This is a genomic window from Microbulbifer jejuensis (genome assembly GCF_047289955.1).
Lineage (GTDB): Bacteria > Pseudomonadota > Gammaproteobacteria > Pseudomonadales > Cellvibrionaceae > Microbulbifer.
Genome location: NZ_JBLBUB010000009.1, coordinates 41,341 through 64,268, shown reverse-complemented (window position 1 = coordinate 64,268; position 22,928 = coordinate 41,341). Strand labels below are relative to the sequence as shown.

18 protein-coding genes are annotated in these 22,928 nt (G+C 54.5%); 8 read left to right on the top strand and 10 right to left on the bottom strand.

From position 1 onward, the window contains the following. Window positions 1-15: 15 nt before the first annotated feature. Window positions 16-630, bottom strand: coding sequence for an electron transport complex subunit RsxB (rsxB, locus tag ACL7TT_RS07615; protein WP_299942576.1), 615 nt, complete (start codon window positions 628-630; stop codon window positions 16-18). A gap of 9 nt (window positions 631-639) precedes the next feature. Then, window positions 640-1,215: an electron transport complex subunit RsxA gene (rsxA, locus tag ACL7TT_RS07610; RefSeq protein ID WP_299942574.1), complete on the bottom strand. Its 576-nt coding sequence runs from the start codon at window positions 1,213-1,215 to the stop codon at window positions 640-642. 120 nt (window positions 1,216-1,335) lie between these two features. Here rsxA and ACL7TT_RS07605 point away from each other — a divergent pair, with 120 nt between their 5' ends. From ACL7TT_RS07605 to ACL7TT_RS07595, 3 genes are all read left to right on the top strand, one after another. Then, window positions 1,336-1,527 (top strand): hypothetical protein, encoded by a 192-nt coding sequence (locus ACL7TT_RS07605; RefSeq protein ID WP_299942573.1) that lies wholly within the window; start codon window positions 1,336-1,338, stop codon window positions 1,525-1,527. 798 nt (window positions 1,528-2,325) lie between these two features. Then, window positions 2,326-3,003 (top strand): hypothetical protein, encoded by a 678-nt coding sequence (locus tag ACL7TT_RS07600; protein WP_299942571.1) that lies wholly within the window; start codon window positions 2,326-2,328, stop codon window positions 3,001-3,003. A gap of 748 nt (window positions 3,004-3,751) precedes the next feature. Next, window positions 3,752-4,732, top strand: a complete 981-nt coding sequence (locus tag ACL7TT_RS07595; RefSeq protein WP_299942569.1) for a quinone oxidoreductase family protein — start codon at window positions 3,752-3,754, stop codon at window positions 4,730-4,732. A 180-nt stretch (window positions 4,733-4,912) separates the two neighbouring features. Here ACL7TT_RS07595 and mnhG read toward each other — a convergent pair whose 3' ends face one another. From mnhG to mbhE, 7 genes are read right to left on the bottom strand one after another with little or no spacing between them, the layout of a single operon-like run. Continuing rightward, window positions 4,913-5,257, bottom strand: coding sequence for a monovalent cation/H(+) antiporter subunit G (mnhG, locus tag ACL7TT_RS07590; protein WP_413394410.1), 345 nt, complete (start codon window positions 5,255-5,257; stop codon window positions 4,913-4,915). Between the two features lie 22 nt (window positions 5,258-5,279). Further along, a complete protein-coding gene (locus tag ACL7TT_RS07585) occupies window positions 5,280-5,582 on the bottom strand; it encodes a monovalent cation/H+ antiporter complex subunit F (protein WP_413394408.1) in 303 nt (100 codons plus the stop codon). Beyond that, on the bottom strand, window positions 5,582-6,055 hold the full coding sequence (locus ACL7TT_RS07580; protein WP_299942563.1) for a Na+/H+ antiporter subunit E: 474 nt from the start codon (window positions 6,053-6,055) through the stop codon (window positions 5,582-5,584). Before ACL7TT_RS07580 ends, ACL7TT_RS07585 begins: the two co-directional genes overlap by 1 nt. A 2-nt stretch (window positions 6,056-6,057) precedes the next feature. Then, window positions 6,058-7,581 (bottom strand): Na+/H+ antiporter subunit D, encoded by a 1,524-nt coding sequence (locus tag ACL7TT_RS07575; RefSeq protein WP_413394406.1) that lies wholly within the window; start codon window positions 7,579-7,581, stop codon window positions 6,058-6,060. Then, the gene (locus ACL7TT_RS07570; RefSeq protein WP_413394405.1) at window positions 7,578-7,952 is read right to left on the bottom strand and encodes a Na+/H+ antiporter subunit C; all 375 of its coding nucleotides are present in this window, start codon (window positions 7,950-7,952) and stop codon (window positions 7,578-7,580) included. Before ACL7TT_RS07570 ends, ACL7TT_RS07575 begins: the two co-directional genes overlap by 4 nt. A 1-nt stretch (window position 7,953) precedes the next feature. Beyond that, window positions 7,954-8,373, bottom strand: coding sequence for a Na+/H+ antiporter subunit B (locus ACL7TT_RS07565; protein ID WP_299942557.1), 420 nt, complete (start codon window positions 8,371-8,373; stop codon window positions 7,954-7,956). Beyond that, window positions 8,370-10,655, bottom strand: a complete 2,286-nt coding sequence (gene mbhE, locus ACL7TT_RS07560) for a hydrogen gas-evolving membrane-bound hydrogenase subunit E (RefSeq protein ID WP_413394402.1) — start codon at window positions 10,653-10,655, stop codon at window positions 8,370-8,372. The genes ACL7TT_RS07565 and mbhE overlap by 4 nt, the downstream gene beginning before the upstream one ends. Window positions 10,656-12,077: 1,422 nt before the next feature. Here mbhE and ACL7TT_RS07555 point away from each other — a divergent pair. Genes ACL7TT_RS07555 through ACL7TT_RS07535 form a run of 5 tightly spaced genes read left to right on the top strand, consistent with a single transcriptional unit; the run spans window position 12,078 to window position 22,185 of the window. Then, the gene (locus ACL7TT_RS07555; protein WP_413394400.1) at window positions 12,078-15,647 is read left to right on the top strand and encodes a DUF4132 domain-containing protein; all 3,570 of its coding nucleotides are present in this window, start codon (window positions 12,078-12,080) and stop codon (window positions 15,645-15,647) included. Beyond that, window positions 15,644-16,759, top strand: coding sequence for an ATP-binding protein (locus ACL7TT_RS07550; protein WP_413394398.1), 1,116 nt, complete (start codon window positions 15,644-15,646; stop codon window positions 16,757-16,759). The genes ACL7TT_RS07555 and ACL7TT_RS07550 overlap by 4 nt, the downstream gene beginning before the upstream one ends. Window positions 16,760-16,763: 4 nt before the next feature. After that, window positions 16,764-19,136, top strand: a complete 2,373-nt coding sequence (locus ACL7TT_RS07545) for a DUF5682 family protein (protein ID WP_413394397.1) — start codon at window positions 16,764-16,766, stop codon at window positions 19,134-19,136. After that, window positions 19,136-20,260, top strand: coding sequence for a VWA domain-containing protein (locus ACL7TT_RS07540; protein WP_299942547.1), 1,125 nt, complete (start codon window positions 19,136-19,138; stop codon window positions 20,258-20,260). The genes ACL7TT_RS07545 and ACL7TT_RS07540 overlap by 1 nt, the downstream gene beginning before the upstream one ends. Further along, window positions 20,257-22,185: a hypothetical protein gene (locus ACL7TT_RS07535; protein WP_413394395.1), complete on the top strand. Its 1,929-nt coding sequence runs from the start codon at window positions 20,257-20,259 to the stop codon at window positions 22,183-22,185. Before ACL7TT_RS07540 ends, ACL7TT_RS07535 begins: the two co-directional genes overlap by 4 nt. 32 nt (window positions 22,186-22,217) lie before the next feature. On the opposite strand, the gene trmA is transcribed toward ACL7TT_RS07535, so the two are convergent. Further along, window positions 22,218-22,871 (bottom strand): tRNA (uridine(54)-C5)-methyltransferase TrmA, encoded by a 654-nt coding sequence (trmA, locus tag ACL7TT_RS07530; RefSeq protein WP_459564487.1) that lies wholly within the window; start codon window positions 22,869-22,871, stop codon window positions 22,218-22,220. Between the last annotated feature and the right edge of the window lie 57 nt (window positions 22,872-22,928).

The window sequence follows — 22,928 nt, the reverse complement described above, 5'->3', positions numbered from 1 at the left end:
TTTCCTTATCGGGGCTCAAGTTGTACCTCCCCTGTTTGCTTTCCGGGTGTCGCGGCGGTCGGTGGTGATCAGCTGGATGTCGCTCCGGGGTTTCTGAGGGTGCCAATGCTGCAGGAGGGTTTCCACGGGTACCATATCGATACAGTCCACCGGGCAGGGCTCCACGCAGAGATCACAGCCGGTGCATTCGTCGGAGATAACCGTGTGCATAAACTTGGCCGCGCCGGCAATAGCATCCACCGGGCAGGCCTGAATGCACTTGGTACAGCCAATACACTCCGCCTCGCGAATAAAAGCGACTTTCTTTACGTCCTCGACGCCGTGTTCGGCGTCCAGGGCCATGGGTTCCATGTCCAGCAAATTGGCCAGTGCATTGATCGTGGATTGGCCGCCGGGTGGGCACTTGTTGATAGCGTCGCCGTGGACTATGGCTTCGGCATAGGGGCGGCAACCGGGATAACCGCACTGGCCGCACTGGGTTTGCGGTAGAAGGGCATCCACCTGCTCTACCAGAGGGTCGCCCTCCACTTTGAAGCGTACCGCGGCAAACCCCAGCAATGCACCGAATGCCAGCGCCATGCCACCGAGTACCAGCAGGGGGTAGGAGAGTTCGGAGATCCAGTCTAGCATCGTGCAACCCTATACCAGACCGCTAAAGCCCATAAAGGCCAGGGACATCAAACCGGCGGTCACCATACCAATCGCAGCGCCGCGAAATGGCAGGGGCACATCAGCCGCAAAGAGCCGCTCGCGCATGGAGGAGAACAAAATCAGGACCAAAGAGAAGCCCACGGCGGCACCAAAACCGTACAGGGTGGACTGCATAAACGTATGGGCTTTCATGGTATTTTGCAGTGCAACCCCCAGTACAGCACAGTTGGTGGTAATCAGCGGCAGGAAAACCCCAAGTACCCGGTACATCAGTGGGCTGGTTTTCTCGATAAACAGGCGCGCAAACTGCACCACGACGGCGATGACCAGAATGAAGGAGATGGTGCGCAGATACGTGATTCCGAAGGGCTCGAGTAAATAGGTGTTCACCAGATAAGCGCTGATAGAGGCCAGCGTGAGTACAAAGGTGGTGGCGCCAGCCATCCCCACTGCTGTCTCCAGTTTATTGGAAACGCCCATAAAGGGGCACAGGCCGAGAAACTGCACCAACACGTAGTTATTGACCAGGATGGTGCTGAGCAGGATGACGGCGAATTCGGTCATAACAAGTCCGGTTGAAGCCCTGGGGCAAAACAGCGCGAGCGACCGGGGAGTAGCCTGCAGCGCCTGGATAAGACTGGCACTGGGCTTGGGGCTCCAACGAATGTGCGCCGGGCAGGTATTATGGGTGAGACGCTGGGGGCCTTCAACTCGGTGGCTTGTGTTCTGGCGCCGGAGGCTATCAGGGCGGGTGCAGGGAAAGCCCGGTTGGACAATATGCTCGCCATCCCCGGCAAATCCGACCAGGGGCTCCTGGAGGATGTAAGGCAGGTCTCTATGCATGAATGTGCCATCGATAGCAATCCGGACCGTTGATCTTCAACCAATACAATGATCATGAGGTCGCGTGGCTTATAGATCACGGATGCTGGCAACCACTGCAGGAATAACTTCTCCGCCAGGCGCGGGTCTGGATGTAGACCAATCCAATCGGTGGTGATTGTCTGTTTCTATTGGGCTGGGATTTCAGCCGGTTCATCAAAGTGACAGTGAAGAAATTTTGCCTGTCAGGTGCTTTCGCAAACTGCACTCGTATGGTGATCACAGAGTCTTGGGGGAGTGACCGGGTAGCTGCGATAACCGCCAACTTTCAAGTGGCCTGCTAGGGTCTGTTCACACGAATTAAAGTATCGACAATTGGTGCAAAGTGAATGAAGAATGTGAAGAAAAGTGGCAAGAGTTTCTGTTTAAAGGTTTGGTTCACTTTGATCGTATAGGAGTTACTAGTAAAGCAGGAGGGAAGAATACCCCTCTGCCAGGATCGTATGAGGCATGGATGCCGATTACGAGCGTACAAGGATGTATTCACAGCGTGTCCTGGGAGAGGGGTATTCTTTCCTTCCCACCCGGTAGTAAGGCGCACACTGAAGCAGATAATTGAATCAGCAACTTCTTAAGCCCGGAGCCCAGAATTTCTGCGCGATAGGCTTTTTCTGATTAGCAAGAGGGCCGATCATAACCAATCTCCAGAAAATTGGCTAACAGAATACAAACTTCAAGAAGAGGCATCTTGATCAATTTTAGTTATTGAGTAAAACAAATGGCAATCTTCTGCTGGAAAATCTTTGGAGCCCTAAGTTGGTATTTTCCAGGGAAGCATTTTAAAATAAAAAGGTGAAGGCCAAAGATTCCAAGGCTTCCGAAAAGTACTTTTCTCGTCACCAACAAAAGCCGTTAATTCTTATGTCCGAATACACCGTTTACACCGCTATACATACAGACAACATTGGTGCGTTGCGCGCCGAACTTGACAAGCTGGGAGCGACCAGCATCCTGCTATCCGACCCCGCCCACCCATTGGCAAAAAGTGATGATATCGTTAATCGATGGCAAGATTTGCCCCACCAGCAAAGATGGCTGATTCTTGTTACCAAAAAGGCATGCGATACCGGTTTGCTGGAAAATATTACGCATTCGATTGACCTGATGATTCACGAACACTCGGATCTCTGGTGGATCTCCTTCAACACGAATGGTAACAAGTATACGTTATTGTTTTCCGATAAGCCCTGGGGCGATCTATGTGCCGTCGACCCGAATGATGACTGGCAAAGTATTGAACGAGCCAGCAATATATCGGAGGGCGACCTGCAAATGATGGAAGACGTTTTCCAATTAAAGCGGCAGACCTTTCAGGGTTTTCTCAAAATGGGACAGGGCATGGTATGGCAATTTCTGGAAGCGACCGGCTTGCCTGCGTTGGAAATGTTTTGTGACTACAGCTGTTATCATCCTGCCGTAGGTGAAAGCCGGTGTATGTTGTGGGATGAATATACTCAGCTGGCAGGTTGATTTTCCGTCTGCGTTCGCCAGCTATAAATCACATCAGAGATGGGGCAGGCTTGACTGGAACTTACTTACTGCGATGAAGGCGATTGTAGGGTCTGAGTCGAATGGCGCTGTGTGAAGCGTGGTTAGGGATTCGGGGGGCAGCCTCAAGTGAAAAATGATAGCCATAAGTAAAAATTTGAATTAGGTGCCTTCGTATCGAATTATCCTATTCGGACAATTGGAGCAGCCTGTTTGCAATAACGATGACATCGTCAAACAGTTAACCGCATAGCGAAAAACTCGGGGGGTTGCCCCCGAGCTGCATAGCGCACGTTGGCGAAAGCCGTTTGGGGCATCAGTCAATTGGTGTGGTGCCAGATTTCGGACCAATACTCTCAAGATTGTCGGCTTTCGCAACATTGAAACCCGGTTACGGATGGCAAAGCCAACGTTGTATCGTTTTCTTTAAACTTGAATAGATCAATCAGGGTCTATTTTCTAATAGCTGTTCTTTATTTGCGGGAATAGATTAATGCCTGGTTGTGAATCTTGTCGGTTTGAGCGTATCGATCGGGGAAGGCGTTATCATCAATGACGGCAGTAAACCTGGGATGATTGATAATAATGAAAATTTTTTGAATTAGCCGGCAGGCTAATCTATTACTGAGTGCCAATCAATCACACAGAGTGTTTTACACTCCAGTTTGTACCTAACAGATAGGGTTTCGTCAATAAACACTATCCACAGTTGTCTATTGGGAGAGGGTCAATGGTTCATGCAATTCAGGTTGAAAAAACGGGTAAACCATCCGTTCTTACACCCGTGGATATCGACCTGCCAGAGCTGCAAGTGCACGAAGTACGGATACGTCACAATGCGATCGGTATTAATTTCATTGACACTTACTATCGATCCGGTCTCTATCCCGCACCAGAGGGTTTGCCCTTTATTCCCGGCAGTGAGGGCGCGGGTGTCATAATCGCACTGGGTGAGGCAGTCAGTAATTTTTCTGTGGGAGACCGCGTGGCTTACGCTGGCTCTTTGGGGGCATACAGCGAGGAGCGCAATATTCCTGCCAGTGTGCTTGTTAGAATCCCTGAAAGTGTAAGCGATGAGCAGGCCGCAGCCTTAATGCTGAAAGGTATGACTGCAAGATATCTGCTGCGTGAAACCTATAAGGTCACTGCAGAGACGACATTGCTGTGCCATGCAGCGGCGGGCGGGGTTGGGCTGATTGTTGGGCAATGGGCCAGGGCTCTGGGGGCCAGGGTAATCGGAACCGTAGGCTCCACAGAAAAAATGGATCTGGCACGCGCCAATGGCTATGAGTATGTGATTAACTACCGGGAGGAGGACTGGGTTGCGCGGGTTTGTGAAATTACCCATGGGCGTGGCTGTGATGTTGTGTATGATAGTGTCGGTAAGGATACATTTCCGGCATCGCTCGATTGTATTCGCCCGCGCGGTTTATGGTGTTCATTTGGCCAGTCTTCGGGACCTATTGCAGATTTCAGCATGAGTCTGTTATCTCAGAAGGGGTCCCTGTTTGCGACCCGACCCACCTTGTTTGATTACACAGCAGAACGTTGGGAACTTGAAAAGACGGTGGAGGATTTATTTACGGCTGTAGCCAATGGTATTGTCAAAGTCCAGATCAATCAGCGCTATCCCCTAAAAGAGGCTGTAAAAGCCCATGCTGACCTTGAAGCCCGTAAAACTACAGGTGCCTCAGTTCTTGTCCCTGACTAGTAAAGCAGGAGGGAAGAATACCCCTCTCCCAGGATCGTATGAGGCATGGATGCCGATTGCGAGCGTACAAGGATGTATTCACAGTGTGTCCTGGGAGTGGTTCTCGGTTTATTGTTAATCCAGAATGAAACTGGATGTCTCATAATGCATTCGATTGCTTTTGTTGAAATATCGGTGCGGTTACAGGAGTTCTTTTTTTGGATTTTTAAATCGAGGTTTGGCAAAACTACCGCGCCACATGGGAGTGCCAACTCGGAAAGCTGCGCGGGCGATCATATGTACCCCTATGGGAACCGTGAGCAGTAAAAATAAGATGGCTGCCACAGCGCGCGCTGTTACCTGGGTGTCCTGAAACAGAGTGGCAACCCCGGCCAGGAGTAAGCCGCAGCAGAGGGTAGCGGCTTTACCGGAGGTGCTCATGCGGGTATAGAAATCCGGCATACGCAACAGGCCCAGGGCAGCACTGAATCCAAAGAAACTGCCTATTAATATCAGCGCTGCGATAAATAATTCATCTAAAACCACTTTTACCTCCTTCCTCTTTAGGTTAGAGCTTTTTGCCGCTTTTTTCGATAAATCGGGCAAAGGCCACACTGACCAAAAAAGCCACCAGGGCCAGCGCAATGGCCGCGTCCAGGTATACGGGTTGTCCCGAGGCGATGGCCAAAAGTGCACAATAAGCCACAGCGAGAATATTGAGGACATCCAGGGCAACAACCCGATCTGCCAGTGTGGGCCCCAGGGCGATACGCAGAAAACACATTACCAGGGCCAATAACAGCATCAGGGAAGATATGTTGATCGCCAGCATTATAATTGAGGAGTGAATGTCGACGGTGGTTATCGGCATCAGGAGATGGCCTCCCTGACACGTCTTTCAAAGCCGAGGCGAATTTCCTGGCGAAAACGGTCTGGATTATCCACAAACATGGTGTGCACAATGAGTGCTGAGTTGTCCGGAGCTATATCCAGTACCATAGTGCCCGGTGTCAGTGAAATTAAATTAATCAGTACAAAAATCTGGTTGCGTTCATGAATTTCCAGCGGAATTCGTACAATGATCGGACGACTTTTTAGTATTGGCGAGAAAACCTCCCAGGCAGCGCGCAGACTTGAGAGGACAAGCTCTTGTAAAAAAAATATGCAGAGGCGGGAAAAGTTTTGCAAGCGTTTAAAATATATACTGCCTCCGGGCAGCTCTGGGGATATCCGCAGCGCCAGGTAGCCGAGAAGAAAACCAAATGACAAATTAACCAGGGTCGCGTTGCCGGTGAGGGCAGCCCAGCTGATTGCGAGTAAAAGATTAAGTAGAAATATACGCATACTCAGCGGTTTCCCATAGATTGGATGGATTCCGGCTTCAATACAGCATCCAGGTAATCCTTGGGTTCAAGCAATTCACTCGCAGTCGCCAGCGCATAATTGATAAGTGGCTCTGGCAGCAAGCCAAGGCCGAGAGTAACCAGCGCGAGAAAGGCCACCGGCAATAAGCACTGTAGCCGTTCTGGCAAGGATAGCGTATACAGATCGCTGCAATCCCCTGTAGGGTCAGGCTTCCAAAATGCCTCTGCCCAGATTTTACTCATGGAATACAGAGTGAGTACCCCGGTAATTAAAATCACTGCAGCAACCAGGTAAGCGGTCTGATCGAGACTGGCCTTCAATAATAGTAGTTTGGCCCAGAAGCCGGATAGGGGCGGGAAACCCGAGAGGCTGAACGCAGCGATAAAGAAAAAGATGGATAGTAATGGGCTGGCCTTGTAGATTCCACCGATTTCACTCAATTCAAAACTGCCACTGAGGCGCTGAACGGTACCGCTGATCAGAAACAGATTCGTCTTCGCGACGATGTTGTGCACAATATAAAAAACCGATCCAGCCAGGGCTAATGGGGAGTTGAGTGCCAGCCCCAAAACCAGAAAACCGATTTGACTGATAATATGAAAAGCGAGAATTTTACGGAATTCGTACTGCGCCGCGGCCCCCAAAACCCCGGTGAGCATAGTGAGCAGTGCCGTACCCAGCAGAATATTGTGGGTAAACCCCGGATCATTGGGAAAGATCAGGGTAAAGGTGCGAATCAATGTATAGACCCCGACCTTGGTGAGAAGCCCGGCAAAAACCGCAGTAACGGCCACAGGCGGGGTATGGTAGGAGGCAGGCAACCAGAAAAACAGGGGGAATATCGCCGCCTTGATACCAAAAGCGGCAATAAAAAGAACTGCCAGCGCTGAAACGGCTACCGGATTATTCACAGCCGCGAGTGAAATATGTAGCTGCGCCATATTCAGTGTGCCGGTCAGCCCGTATATCAGGCCAATGGAAGTCAGCATCAACAGTGTGGAGATCAGATTCAGCGCCACATATTTGATGCCGCCATCCAGCTGTATGCGCTCCCCCCCCAGCACCAGTAACGCGAAAGAGGCAATCAGCATCACCTCGAACCAGACATACAGATTAAACAGGTCGCCGGTAACAAAGCTGCCACAAACACCTGCCAGCAGCAACTGAAAAAAGCTATGAAATCCGAGCGTTACCCTGTTTTTATCGATATCCGAAAGTGCAAACAGCGAGACACAGAGCCCTACGATGGCACTGATCAATAGCATGATGGCGCTCAGGCGGTCTGCCACCAAAGTAATACCGAAGGGCGCTTCCCAGTCCCCCATTTGTGCTGCTATAGGCCCATTTTGTTCCACCACTAAAATAATTGTGACTGCGACAATGAGCAGTATTGTGCATCCCAGTACCGACAGTACACCGCAGAGATGGTGTCGAGCGCGCGCAGAGAAAGTGGCGAGCGCTGTCCCTATGGGGATTAAAAAAGGCAGAGCGAGTAACCAGCTCAAGGGGATGCTTTCCTTTTTATTCTCCTTGGTTCTGCAATGCGCATGGTGTCCACATCCAGTGTCCCCAGTACTTTATAGGCCTGTGCAATAAGTGCCAGGGTGAACGCGAGCAGGCCGAATCCGATAACAATCGCAGTGAGGATCAAGGCTTGCGGTAAGGGGTTGGCCACGGGCATAGGCGCTACCTCCAGTCCCTCGGGAATCAGCGCCGGCGAAGCTCGGGTCAACCTGCCTGTAATAAAAATAGCCAGATTGGCGGCATTGCTGATCATCACCAGGCCAAACAGGTAGTGTAGTAAATCCCGCGCCAGCATCAGATAAACCCCGGTAGCTATCAGAATACCAACCACAATTGCGAGTGGGCCTTCCAAATCATTTGACCTCTTCCAGAGCAAAAATCAGTGTCAGTACTGAGCCAAACACCACCAGATAAACACCAATGTCAAAAATCAGCACATTGCTGATACTGATACCGCCAGTATTTTTATGACCTGTCAATTGTAACCATTGGCCAGAAAAAGGAGCACCTTCGAAAAAAACAGCCAGTACACCGGAAAACGCCGCTATCAATACACCCGTTGCCGCCAGGTTACCGGGAGGGATTCGCAATGCGCTTTGTGCAGCCTCCATGCCCCAGGCCATGGCGAAGAGTGCGAATGCCGATGCGGCGATGAGACCCGCGATAAAACCGCCACCGGGATGATTGTGCCCCCGCAGCAGCATGTACACCGAAAATACCAGAAGCAATGCCACTAGCACCCGGGTTGCGCTTTGAAGTACCAGGGAGTTCACTGCTTCCCTCGCCGTAATCGATGACCCAGCAAGGTGACTGCGGCTATAGCCGCGGTGAATACAACAATAATTTCACCGAAAGTATCCAGTGCACGGAAATCCACCAATATGACGTTTACGATATTGCGGCCATGGGCTTGGGGCACGGAAGCCTCTTTAAAAAAATTGCTGGCAGGGCTGTCAAAGGGTGTTTGCAATACCACCAGGATAGTGAGGGTTACCAGCAGGCCGAGCAGGGCACCCAGAGCTGCATCCCGCGAACGAAAACGAATTTTGCGCCCAGGACTGAACACCGGCAGGCGCGGCAGTATGGCCGCCACCAATACTAAAAATAAAGTCTCTACAAGCAGCTGGGTAATGGCCACATCCGGTGCACCAAAAAACAGATAAATCAGGGCAATGCCCACACCGAGAGCCCCAAGGGCGCAGATGGCAATCAGCGGCTTGCGTGCGGCCCCTGCCATCAAAGCGCCTCCCACCGTCAACAGTATGGCCGCCCACTCCTTCAGGTTCAGGTGTGGCCATTCGAACACCAGGGAATACTGCCCGGTGCGTATGAGCGCATAAGTGAGGACGAGGGATATGGTGAAAAAAATGACAGTCAGGTAATGGCGCATAACGCCATCTTGTAAAAGATTGGTTTGTAGAGCGGCAATAAGCCGCAATTTTTCCAGGGATTTATCCCAAAGCTGATCGGCATTTGTCGGGGCGTGGCTGAAATCCCAACTCAGCCAATTGCGCAGCCTGGACAACCCCAAATACATGGCGGTACCCAGTCCAAATGTCAGAATGCTCATGAGCAGGGGAATATTGAGGCCATGCCAGAGTTTCAACTCGATGGTTTCAGAAGTACCGAGAATTGCGGTCACTGCGGGTGTGATCAGCTCATCGTTAACCAGCTCTGGGACCAGACCAAAGGTCAGCCCTAAGCCACCGAGTATCAGTGGGCTTATCCACAACCCGGCGGGTGCCTCCTGTACATTGGGGTAAACATGATTCGGTCGGCCTAAAAAAGGTTTGAGAGCCACCATACCGGCAACCGTCACCGTGACAGCATTGGCAAATATTGCCGCCGTGGCAACCAGTGCAGGTTCGGATGCCACGGCCAGGGCACCTTCATATTTCAGTTCCTTGCCGATAAATCCGAGAAAGGGGGGGAAACCCGCCATCGACAGAGCCGCTGCCAGGGCGATAACAAAAGTGATCTGCATCGACTGGCCAAGACCGCCCAGTTTATTGATATCCCGTGTGCCCGCCTGTTTATCGATAATCCCCACCACCATAAACAAGGCAGCTTTGTACAGGGAGTGTACAAATAGGAAAGTGATCGCCGCGGCGATCACTATGGTGGCGTCTGAGCCCAGAAACATCGTCAAGGTACCAAGGGCGATGACAGTGGTGTAGGCCAGGGCGAGTTTTAGGTCGGTCTGTCGCAAAGCAGCAACCGCCGCCACCGTGGCTGTAGCGGCCCCTGTGCAGGTTAAGGTCCATTCCCAGATATCGGTTTGCCCCATCACCGGGTGCAGGCGTGCCAAAAGGTATATGCCCGCCTTTACCATGGTAGCCGAATGCAGATAGGCACTCACCGGTGTAGGGGCCGCCATCGCATTGGGCAGCCAAAAGTGAAACGGTAACTGAGCGGATTTGGAGAAGGCGCCGATTAATAGGAGTATCAGGATGGCGAAATACAGCGGACTGGCCCGGACGGCTTCTCCAGAAGCCAATACCTGCGTCATTTCATAGCTACCCGCCACTGAGCCGAGCAGTAGCAATCCCACCAACAGGCAGAGTCCGCCCAAACTGGTCACCAGTAATGCCTGCAAGGCTGACCGGCGCGCAACAGCACTGGTATGGTTAAAACCGATCAACAGGTAGCTGGCGACAGAGGTGACTTCCCAAAAGACAAAGAGAGTAATAAGGTCGCCAGCCAGCACTAAGCCCAGCATCCCAACAATGAATAAGTAGAGATATAAAAAGAAACGACGCAATTGTGGGTGTCCGTGTAAAAACGCCACCGCGTAGATGGCCACGAAGGCACCAATTGCACTGATCAGAAGGGCAAAAAGCAGGCTCAGGGCATCGATATAAAAGCGAAAAGCGATGCCCAGGTCTGCTATCCAGACAAAGCCGAAAGAGATTGTCCGGCCAGCCGCGATATCCGGCATATAGAGTAGAAGCAATAGTGCTAGCAATGCCGGCGGTAGGGCCGTTAGTAAGGTGAGGTGCCTCCCCAGCTTCGCCTGTTCGTTATCGCGATTTTCTCCGCCTCCAGCTGTACCCATGAACCCGTTCTCAGTTGCCATGCCCTAGTTTAGGGGGGAATTGGCAGGGGAGCAGGTCAGGAAATGGGTGTTGCGCCACTCGAATGGGGTCTTACCGGGGAGGGGGCTCAAAAGGGCATTTGCAAAGTGGGCTTAAATGCCAGGATTGCCGGAAGCTGCTGTATGATGCATGATCGGCAAAGACGTAAGACCTTCTATACCGAAAATGCATACTCAATCAGGAACGCATTCTACGCTTCTAACAAAGTTTCCGAGAGGGCTTGACCGCCTCGATGTGATTTGAATAAAAATGTATTGAATGCAGAGTATGTAAAGGATACTGCGGTAGAGTGTACATGAGGTGAAATGATGACTGGCCCATCGGGCAATTTTCATTATCGAGAGCATTTGCGCACACCGGCCCGCCCTGCATACGCCGCAGTACACGCGTCATTAGCATTCCTATCTATAGGTCCTGGGAAGAGTCTAGGCTTCCTCCCTGCTTTTTAAAATATACAATAATTGTAGTTTGACAGTGCCTGGTGGTTGACTGGAATAGAGTATTCCGGCTTGGTTTATTTTTTGCGGCTGGACAAAATTCTGGCTACTGTTCTAGCCTGGCAATCAATTGTTCAGGGCTGCTCCAGGAGCATGGCATATCGTTTGTAATCCTTAGGTTCTATTTTCGGTTGCTGGATTGCCGGGGTGGTTGAACAATTGCATCCAGTGAATACGCCGTATGCTGTGTGTCGGGTACGGTTGTCGGCTTCATTTTACTGCTAAGTCAGAGTGGCTATGTGCACGTCTAGCCTCCGTCATGGACTAACAACATGCTGCTGCACCAGGCGTTTTTCCTGGCGAATGGGGCGCGATTGAGGGGGGTGGGCATTTACCCATTCTGGATTACCCCGAAATAGCCAAGCTTCAATGCACTTCAAGTATGCTGCTATCTGGTTACCATTCTTGCCAAGGGATAGAAATCTGTATATAAATACAGTTTTGGTAGACCCATAAAGTAATCTGCCATGGCCCGCAACAGGGCACAGCCTCAGAGGGGCATCAGTTTGACTCAGTGCATCGAAGAATATGATACCGAAACAGTGCTTTGTTGCACGCTGTAATTGGCGCTTGTCAAGCGGCATTTTCCCGCACCACTATGGGCATAATAGGCACTGTGAATCCGTTCACCCCCAGGCTGAATCTAAGCAATCAGGTCAAAATATGCCCAAACAACCTGGGGCAGAAATGCAATACCGATGTATTCGAAGGTATCACTTGTCAGTCCTTATCCCCCAACTTGTTTTTGCCTCTATCCAGATGCCGTCAGGACAGTTAAGACCACTAAAAATTGGCTTGACCCCCTAGGTACTCGGATGCAGATATAACATTTTTTTCAGTTACGGCGAAACCGCAACACTTCTAGATCACATTGGAGATTGAAGCATGAACAAACCTGGTTCCCCCAGTCTATTGTCGCGTTTGCTTGGGCGAAACACAGGTAACTCCTCGCCCTTTGCCGCTATATTTTCCCATTTGGATCAAATTGAAAAGGGCTTGTCGGGTAAACTGGCCACCTATATCGAGACAGGGGAGGGCCGGACTGTTCTGGCAACCTTGCAGGCGAATGAACCCGCGGTTGATAAGATTGTGCGGACTCTGTCTTCAGGTGATTACAGTGCGTGCTATGCCAGGAGCAAGCAAGAAAATACTCTTTTGTTTCAGTTTCCTGGTAATCCGGAGGGTTTGGCACGGTATATTGAAGCCCTGTATTGGGGCTGTGAGTCCAAGGGGAAATATTATGTTTATGGCTTTGAGGACGCAAAGATACCCCCGCTGGTTGTGGAAATAATTGGTCGGTTTAACCAAGACTTTCAGCCAGGCAGCAACGCGATTGAGTCAACCACACACAAGGACCTGGTTGCGGCCACGCATCAGCTTGGCGGGTGTCCGGCACACCTGGTGGTTGCCATTGCCTTTGGCCATCTGAATATTACTTGCCAAGATGTATTGCTGGAGCAGTATTTGATGGAAGGTGATCCCGCCGGGGTTATTGAAGGGTTCATGTTGATAGACACTTCCAAGCGTGTGAGTGCTATGCCAAAGCTACTCAACTATACGTCGGCCACCAATCCTGCCTATCTGGATTTTCTCTTTAGGCAAATGGCTGCGGGCTCAGCCAGGCTGCGCGAGGCAGCACGGGTGGCTTTGGCCAGGCATGACCCGGATTTGGTGCAGAGCATGGCCACAGATGGGTTGACCAGCAGTAAAGCTGCTGTGCGCAAGACGATGGTGCAAGTGTTGGGTAGCCTCGGTGGTGAAAGTGCGCTTGCGGTGTTAAAAAAACATCGAGAAGAGGAAAAAACACAAAGTGTTTTGGCGCTCATTGACCAGATGGTGGCGATTGCGCCGGCTCATGAAAATCTGGATTTGGACAAAGGGGCTTACCTGGCTGTCGATGGCACCAGGGTGGACATTCCACCTATGCTTGAACTGACAGATGATGGTGCGCCAGTGCTGACGGCCGAGGATCTGGCAGAGCTGAAACAGCGTGAGCAGGAAGATTATGACACCAAGTTGAAACGGTATCGGGAGCGTGGCGAGAGGACCTGGATAGAGAAGCCCACTCACCTGAAACGGGCGCAGGTCGTGTTTGATTTGTTTACGGGAAAGATCCCCCTCAAACCCCATGGGCCGAACAGCCCGCAGGATTTGCCGACGCATTTTATGGACCTGCGGCTTTTCGCCGATTGGTTGCAGTCCGCACTGGGCAGAATACCCTCTCTGCGGGCGCTCAGAATATGCTTCGCTTATGACCAGGATTTCACTGCGGTCTTTCGCGGCTCCGGTTGGCCTCCGCATCGCGATCGGGCAGCCTGGCTTACTGAAGCCATGGCAGAAGGTGTGTTCGATCTACGCCACCTGGTTAAAGAAGCCGCTGCGTTGAATGTTGTTATCAAAAATCACCGGGCCGAGATTGTGGAATTGTCGCCGGCAGGTTTGATTGAGAGTTACTGTGCGGACACTTCTTATGGCCTGTCCTGGGCCACATCAACGGCTGGAATACACGGCGCCTGGTTGTTATTTGCCGAGCATCTGGAGTTGATCGCCAGCTTTTTGCCACCGGTGAATACGAATGCCTACCAAAATGAAAAGGCTTTGGCGCTTTTAAAACAGCTTCCCAAACTTCCGAAATCTTTACTTCAAAATATTTTGTTTGCCGCCATTGGCGAAAGTCGCTCTGTGCGTGAGATGGCCCAAGAGCTGCTTAAAGATGCGCCCGACGTGGACGAAACCCTGATTGCGACGCTGGTTGACAAGCGCCAGACAATTCGGGGCAACGCCGCGCGGTTCCTGGCTGGCCGTGGCACAAAAACTGCTGTGCCGGGGTTGGCCAGGCGGCTGAAGACCGAAAAGTCTGACTTTGCCCGCGCCGAAATGATTTCCGCCATTGTCCGGCTTGGAGGCGACACAGCACCGTATCTGGGGCGGGAAGCGCTGCTGGCCGAAGCCGAAAAGCTGGTTGCCAAATTGCCCCTGGGTAAATTGGACTGGCTGGTGCAATCCCAGGCGCCGGCGCTCACCTGGGCGGACGGCAAGCCGGTGCCACCGGTGCTTATGGATGCGTGGTTGCGGCTGGCTCTTAAGCTGAAAGCCCCCGGAGGCAGCCCACTGTTTGATTTGTATTTGGATCAGATGAACCAGGGCGATGTGGCGTTGTTTGCAGAATGGTTGCTGAGCCACTGGATCGCCTGTGATACCGAGGTTGGTTCCAAGGCCGCTGCCAGCAAAGGCATCCTGGCACTGGCCCATCGCGCGCCGCCAGTAAAACTTGGGGCGATGATTGCGGCTTATCTTAAAGACCACGGCGCGCGGCTATCCCAGGCCAAAGCTTTGCTGGAGGTACTGCTGAAATCCGGATCACCTGAGGCGGTGCAGTTGCTGGTGGCGGTCTCAACCCGCTTTAAGCAACGCAGCATTCAGGAATTTGCCCAGGACTGTGTCCTTAAGCTGGCGGAGGCGCGCGGCTGGAGTGAGGATGAGCTGGCCGACCGCTCGGTGCCCTCCGGCGGGTTTGAACAAGACGGCACCATGACCTTGGCAGTGGGTGACAGTGGCAAGCGCTATACCGCGCAACTCGATTCCAGTTTAAAAGTGCAAGTTTTCAACCCCGATGGGCGCGAGGTCAAGGGCCTGCCGGCAGGCAAGGACGCCCAGACCAAAGAGGCCAAGAAGATGCTTAGCCAGGCCAAAAAGACCATCAAAACCGTGACCAGCCAACAAGCTGCGCGGCTTTATGACGGGATGCTGGGAAGCCGCAACTGGCCGATTGATGCCTGGCGCAATGACCTGAATACCCACCCGATCCTCAATCGCCTGACCGAGCGGGCCATTTGGCGCGGGCTGGATGATGCCGGCGAGATGAAAACCAGCTTCCGGCCGACGCCCGAGGGGGACTTTTTTGATGCTGAGGGTGAAGATGCAGACCTGACGGGGGTGGTGACAGTGGACCTGATGCACAGTGCCCTGATCGACGAGCCGTTAAGGGCTGCTTGGGCGCAGCATCTGGAGGACTTTGAGATCACCCCCTTATTTCCCCAGATATCGCGCTCGCTGCAGGTGCTGAGTGAAGCACAAAAGAGTGGGACCGAACTGACGGACCGCAAAGGCTGGCTGATGGAAGCGCTGCGTCTGCGCTCGGCGGCCACAAAACTCGGCTATGACCGCGGCCCGGTTGAGGATGCGGCATCGTTCGACACCTACCAAAAGGCATTTCGCAACCTGGGCATTACCGCACAGCTTCATTTCACCGGCAGCTATGTGCCCGAGGAAAATATCCCCGTGGCGATTATCGATATGCAATTTATCCGTGACGGGGATAATTACGTTAATTCTGCACTGCAACTGGGCCAGGTACCGCCACTGCTACTGTCAGAAGTTTGGAATGATCTACACGAGATTGCTGCCTACGGGGCCTTTGATGCCGAATGGGAGCAAAAGGGCCTGTATTCATGAGTGACCACACAAAAGCCGTCCTGCGCCCGGCTGCAGAGACTGTTTATGCCGATCAGCTGGCAGCGCTGGCCACTGACGATAGCGGGCCCCGGCCTGACGGTTGGCAGCGCACGCCGCGCGCCGTGCGCCGTTTTATTATTGGCGACAAGGCGCTGGGTATCGACGCCAAATTTGTAAACGATGACGCCCTTGTGGATCGCTGCATCGTATCGCTGATGGGCCGTCAGGGGCTGATGCTGGTGGGGGAACCGGGGACGGCGAAATCGCTGCTGTCGGAACTGCTGGCAGCGGCGATTTCGGGGCGCTCAACAGCGGTGATCCAGGGCTCGGCCGGAATTATCGAGGATCATTTGCGCTATGGCTGGAACTACGCACTGCTGCTGGCCGAGGGGCCGAGCCCCGGGGCGATGGTGCCCTCGCCGGTACTCTCGGCGATGCAGGCAGGCCATATTGTGCGCGTGGAGGAGTTAACCCGCTGCGCACCCGAGGTGCAGGACGTGCTGATTTCGCTGATGTCGGAAAAGACCATCACCGTGCCCGAGTTGGGCAGTGAATATGAGCTGCGGGCAAAGCCCGGCTTCAACGTGATTGGCACTGCGAACCTGCGGGATCGCGGTGTGCACGATATGTCCTCGGCTCTAAAACGGCGATTCAATTTTGAGACCGTGCACCCCATTGCCGACGCCGGATATGAAAAGGCACTGGTCGCGCGGCAACTCAAAGAACGAATGGCTGAACATCCCCAGGCCACACTGCCAGACAGCGACGTGCTGGACTTACTGGTGACCGTCTTTCGCGATCTGCGTCTGGGCAGACTGGAGGATGGCACCATGGTGGCTTCGCCCAAGGCGGTGATGTCCACCGCTGAAATCGTGAACCTTGCCCATGCGGCCACGCTGGACGCCACCTATCTGGATGGCGGTACGGTGGCAGGTGGGCACATAGCCCGGCAGTTGCCAGGCGTCGTGTTCAAAGATGTGGTGGAAGATGCGCGTAAATTGCGCAGCTACATCGATTTAGTGGCCCGCGACAGAGCCAATAAATCCACGGTGTGGAGGGATTTCTTTCATGCCGCCCAACAAGCCCTGGCGCGTATTGAAATAGGTGATTAAACCTGTGGCTGATACTCCGCTCATTACCCGCGCCGAGGCTGAGGCGGCACTGTTTGACACACGCGGTGGCAACTGTTTTTTTGCACCTATCCGGCACCACTCGCCCGCGTGCGCCTGGATGTTGCGGGCCATGCTCGACGACTGCCGGCCCGAGGTGATCCTGATTGAGGCCCCGTGCGATCTGGCCTGTCATCTACCGCATTTAACCGCCCCGGATACGATACCACCGGTCGCGATTGCCACTCTGGGGGCTCGCAACGGGCAAGAGGCGCGGGCGGTGCGTTATTTCCCATTCTCGGAGCACTCCCCCGAGTTTGTGGCGATTACCCATGCCAAACAAATCGGGGCTGAGATACGGTTTATAGACCTGCCCGCAGGCACCCGGCTTGAAGGGGAAGCGGAGGCGCCTGTATTTCAGTCAGAAGCGCCTTTTGACAGCGCTACATTTATTCGCGCCACTTGCACCAAGCTCGGCCTGCGCGATGGGGCCGAGTTGTGGGACCACCTGTTTGAAACGCGTCTGGGGCAGCGCGACTGGCGCGGCTTCTTCGCCGATGTCTACGCCTATTGCCTGGCCCTGCGTAAAACGACAGCGCCGGAGCTTATCACCAGCGACGACACCCTGCCGCGCGAGGCCGAGATGCGTGCCCATATCGCCCTGGCCGAGGGCAAGCGAATCCTGGTGTTGACGGGCGGATTTCACACCCCGGCTTTGATAGAGAAGGGAGAGGAAACCCCCTGCAAAGCACCGGAGGTGGAAAGCTACCTGATCAGTTATGGTGAGGAGGCCCTGGATGCCCTGTCGGGCTACAGCGCCGGGTTGCGCTATCCGGGCTGGTATGCGGGCTTGTGGCAGGCGGCCTGCGCGGCGGGAGGCCCGCCGGATTGGTCCGCCCATGCCCTGGAAGTAGGCACCGGGTTTGCCGGTTTGATGGCCCGGGAAAAACGCCGGGTAGCCCTGCCGCAGTTGGTTGAAATGCTCGCTATGGCTGAAGGTCTGGCGCATTTAAAAGGCCGCCACGCGGTGCTTTTGCCGGATCTGTTCGACGGCATGCGCAGCGCGCTGGTGAAAACGGCATTCGGTCCGGGAGAGCCCTTTTCGGAGCGTCTTCATCACTATCTTCGAGGCACCAAGCTGGGACAAGCGCCGCAATCGGCCGGCCAGCCCCCCATTGTTGCAGACGCCAGGGCGAGGGCCGAAGGCGCGCGGGTGAATATATCGGACAGTGTGAAACGGACTAAAAAACTGGATATCCGGCGCAAGGCGGCGCACAGCAGGGCATCCCGGTTCTTTCACCAGATGGGGCTGTTAAACGCGGGTTTTGCCGATCTGAAAACCGGCCCTGATTTCGTCACCGGTAACCGCATCGACCTGTTGTTTGAGGAGTGGGTCGTGGGCTGGTCACCGTTCGTTGAAGGGGCGCTGATCGACGCGGCACGACTTGGGGCGACTGTGCCTGAGGCGGCGGCAAACCATTTGGCCGAGCGACGCGCGGCCCTGTATGAGGCTGGCCGGGGCAATGATCTGGGCGCGCATCTGGCATTGTTATTACTGGGTCTGAGTGCCGGGCTGGGTTCGGGACTGGTTGGCCTGAGGGCCGAACTGCAGGAAGCCGTCACGGTCTCGGCGGACTTTGATGGGCTGGTGCAGATCCTTTTTAAACTGCAGGCGGTTAGCATTCCCGGCGACCCGTTATTTGACCAGGAACTGCCGGATCTTTCCGGGCTGCTGGGTGCGGCGTTTGAGCGCATAGTGTATCTGGTGGATGACTTGTCACAGACACCGGAAGAGGCACTGCCAGCGCGGATAAAGGCACTTGAGACTGTCGCGAGTGTACTGCGCGGGCCCCATGCCCAACGCTTGGATGGGGATCGATTCAGCAATGCTTTGGCACAGCTTTTAGAACAACAGGGCTGCCGGGCAATGCTTGCGGGGGCGGTGGCGGGGTTGCTGGTGCGCGCGGGTCTGCGCGCACCGGAAGTGTTGGCAACGCGGTTGCAAGGCGCCCTGCTTGGGATTGGCGGCGCCGCTGAAGAGCGGGTGGCGGTGTTGAGGGGCCTGTTGATGACCGCGCCGATGTTGCTTTGGCAAAACCAGCGGGTACTGGAGGCGGCAAATGCAGCGATTACGAGCCTGGACGAGGAGGCTTTTATTGCCGCACTCCCCGCGCTCAGACACTGTTTGACACAACTGAATCCTCATGAAACCGACCGTCTCGCAGAGGAACTGGCGACACTATTGGGGGTGCAGCCGGGCAGTATGACAGGCGCGACAAGTCGTTTTAGTGAAGCAGAGACCACCCGTGCATTAATGATTGACAGCGCCATGGGCGCTCTGCTGGAGGCCGATGGACTCACCCATTGGCAGTGCAACTGATGCGCAGTCCACAGGAGAAGTGGCGGTTGCTTCTGGGAAAATACGCCCAGCAGCGGTTTGGCGACTGTCTCTCCAGCGCGGACAGGCGGCGGGACGCCGCGTTGGATTACCTCTATTCGCGGGAATATCAGCAGCGCGGTATCAAACCCGCCAGCGTGGGCGGCGGCGCAGGCTCGCTGGAACCGACGCAGCTGCACGCGCTGGATTGGCTGGCGGAGGTGAGAGACTTATTTCCCAATACGGTGTTTGAGGTGCTGCAAACTGAGGCAATAGAGCGCTATCAATTGGCGGATTTGCTCAAAGACCCACAGGTTTGGGCGCATCTGGCGCCGGACGCCAGCTTGTTGCGCACACTGTTAACCTACCAGGACCGCGCCGACCCCGCCATGCAGGCCGAGCTGCGGCGTGTGGCCAAAAAAATTATTGACGAGATTTTGCAGCGGCTGCGGGCCAAGGTGGTGCGCGCGATGAGTGGACGGCGTAACAGGCACCAGCGCTCGCCCATGCAGGCCTCGGCAAATTTCGATGCGCGCGCCACGGTGCGGGCCAATCTTGAGACCTGGGACGGCGAGCGCAAACGCTTGCTCGCTGACCAGCTGGTGTTTATGAGCCGTCAAAAGCGGCACCTGGATTGGACCATTGTGCTGTGCGTTGACCAGTCCGGCTCAATGACAGAGAGCCTGATCTTCTCAGCCCTGATGGCCGCGGTTTTGACTGGCCTGCCGGGGATCAAGGTCAAGATGGTGCTTTTTGATACCTCGGTTGTCGATGTCACGCACCAGCTGGATGACCCGCTTGCACTGCTGCTATCGGTGCAGCTTGGGGGGGGGACCGATATCGGCAAAGCGCTCAGCTATTGTGAAACTTTGCTTGAGCAACCGAGCCGCACGATACTGGCCCTGGTGTCGGATTTCTATGAAGGTGCGGGGCCCAGGCCCTTGCTCGCCAGTGTTGCGCGACTGAATGAGGCGCGTGTTCGGATGTTGGGCATTGCGGCACTGGATGAGAGTGGGCGGGCGGATTTTAACCGCCATATCGCTGAACAACTGGCGGCACTGGGGATGCAGGTTGGCGCTATGACGCCGGAAAATTTCGCCGACTGGCTGGCAGAGGTGGTGAAGTGAGCGCGCTTGCGAATTTAGTGGCCGCTTATGACGAAGCGGCGCTTGTGGCGGTTTTGTCCAAGGGTGCGGTGATCCGGGCCCGCAGGGAGGTGGCCGCAGGCAAGGTTTCCATTCAACAGCTAGACGGGAATACCGCCAGCGTTGATGTGGATGGCGTAACGCTGACGCTGGATGGCAAGGAACTGGCTGCCGCGCGCTGTGCTTGCCCTGCGGTGGGATTGTGCCGCCATATTGCCGCCGCGGTTTTACATCTCCGCGAAGCAGCACCGGCAGCGCCAACTGAGCTTCTCCCGCCAGCCGCGATCCTCACCCTCGAAGGCGTGGAAAAATTTGCCGGTAAAGACTGGTCCCACGCCCTGGCGATGACCGATGCCCCTGTCAGCATTGCTGCTGATTCCAGTACTCTGGTCAGTTTTGTGGAAACCCATGAGGTTGTCACCTTTCCCGCCGGGTTGGCCTTGAACAAAGCCCTCTATAAAGGGCCGAATGCCGCGCGAAAAAAGCGCGCCATCGCGGCAGCGGCACTCATACTGCTGCGCAATAAGGGCCAGGCTTTGCCGGAGCGGGTGATTGATGAGGCTAAGGCCGTCAGTGTTGAGGTGTTGGAAGCCGCTGTGCAGGCATTAGCCCAGGCAGCGCAGGCACTGTCTTCGGGCACGGTGGCGCTGGCGCGGGATCGATTGTTCTCACTGGCGATCTCTACCCGTGCAGAAGCTGTGCCGCGTTTGTCGGCTGAGCTGCGCGCACTGTCGCAGCGATTGGACCCCGAACGGTTGCGCCGTGCCGAGGAAAAACCGGTGGATTTGTTCTACGCCATGGCGCGAACCTTTGCCTTAACCGAAGCGTTGCGGGTCACTCCATCAGACCCGGCATTGATCGGCGTTTTGGCGCGTCACTTCTCGCCCTCGGGGAGGCGGCGGCTCGCCTTTCTTGGCGCCGAGCATTGGCGCACAGCCTCCGGTGCGCGAGGTTTGACAAACGTATTCCTAAATCTCGAAACGGGGCGGACACATCGCGCAGTCGAGGCGCGGGGCGCCGGGACAGATTTGCGGTTTCGGCCCCAAGACGCTTGGGGTTTGCCACTCTGGTCGCTGGCTTCACCTGCAAGAATGGCCGGGAAAGAGATCCTGTTGGAGGACGCCGCCTGCGCCCCTGACGGCAATTTTGGGTTGACCCAACAGGCGGTGTTCGGGCCGGGGGAGGTTTCCCTTGATCGGCTGGAAATAACGGGTGCCGTGGTCGGGGACTGGGGCCAATTACCGGAGCGCATCGGCGAGGACCTGGGGCGCGGTTTGCGCCAGCGGGCTGGGGAGATGTTCACAATCCTGAAGCCTCACACGATCGAAGTGCCCAGCTTTGATCCGCTTCAGCAGCGCCTGGTCTGGACCTGGCAGGATGCACAAGAGCAAGACATTGTATTGGATTTGCCCCCGGATACAGCCTCTGGCATGGATGCCATCACCTCGGTATTGGGGCGGGTTGTTGCGGGGCTGGTAGCGCTTTCCCCGCAGAGCAACGGGGGCAGCGGGCGGGTGATCGCGCTATACCTTTCGGGCCAGGACGGCGGCTGGCGCTCGCTACAATTCGAGCGGCTTCCGGAACTCAGCGGTTTGCGTGGTGTGATGGAACGGTTCAAGGCGCGCGCAGTGCCCCGATCTGTAAGTACGCTGGGGGCAATGCACCCATTAAGCTTATTCTTCGAACGTATGACTGAGGCGGTTTTGGCCAGCCTGAGTGGTGCCAGGATTTCGAATCGACTGCGTGAGGATGCCCGAGCCTTAGGCCAGACGCACGTCTTGTCGATGCTGGAACAGATGGATGCCGCCTCAACCACGGCCCCCAAGCCGGCGACTGCTCTGCGCCTGGCTTACCTTTTGTCAGAGGGTGCCCGATTATCAGACCGCAGCATGTGTGCCGAGGGTTGAAGGTAAAGACTGAATTTTAATGAAAGAGATGGCTACTTGCGCACCAGTAGAAGGCCGGTTTCAGTATGGTCAGTGTAGGGGAATTGGTCGAACAGAGCAAAGCGCTTGATGCGGTGTGTTTGGCTTAGCAGCTCTAGGTTCTCCAGTTGAGTTTCCGGGTTACAGGAAATATAAAGGATTTGTGGGAAACGGGCCACCATTGCACAGGTATCCTTATCCAGGCCAGCGCGTGGAGGGTCCACCAGTACGGTATCAAAGTTATAGCTGTCCAGATCGATATCTGCGAGACGGCGAAAGGGGCGAACCTTGTCTATGGCCTGTGTAAACTCTTCGCTTGATAGACGCACAATATTGAGGTTGAGGACACTGTTTATGCGAATATTTTCCTGGGCGGAATTCACTGAGACTTTAGATATTTCGGTGGCCAATACTTTCTGGAAGTTTTCGCTCAAGGGAATGCTGAGGTTGCCATTACCACAATACAGTTCCAGTAGGTCGCTAACGCTATTACCACAGGCATTTTTGGCCCACTGAATCATCGCGCGGCAGATCTCACCGTTGGGCTGGGTAAAACTACCTTCCACCTGTTTATACTGGTATTTTTTGCCGTCGATCTCCAGTAACTCGGTCACAAAGTCCCGCTCCAGCACGACCTTTTGTTTACGCGAGAGGCCCATGATGGAGATGGGAATAGTTCCGGTTCTAGACTGGTAAATTCTCGATAAGCTTCACTCTGGCGCTGG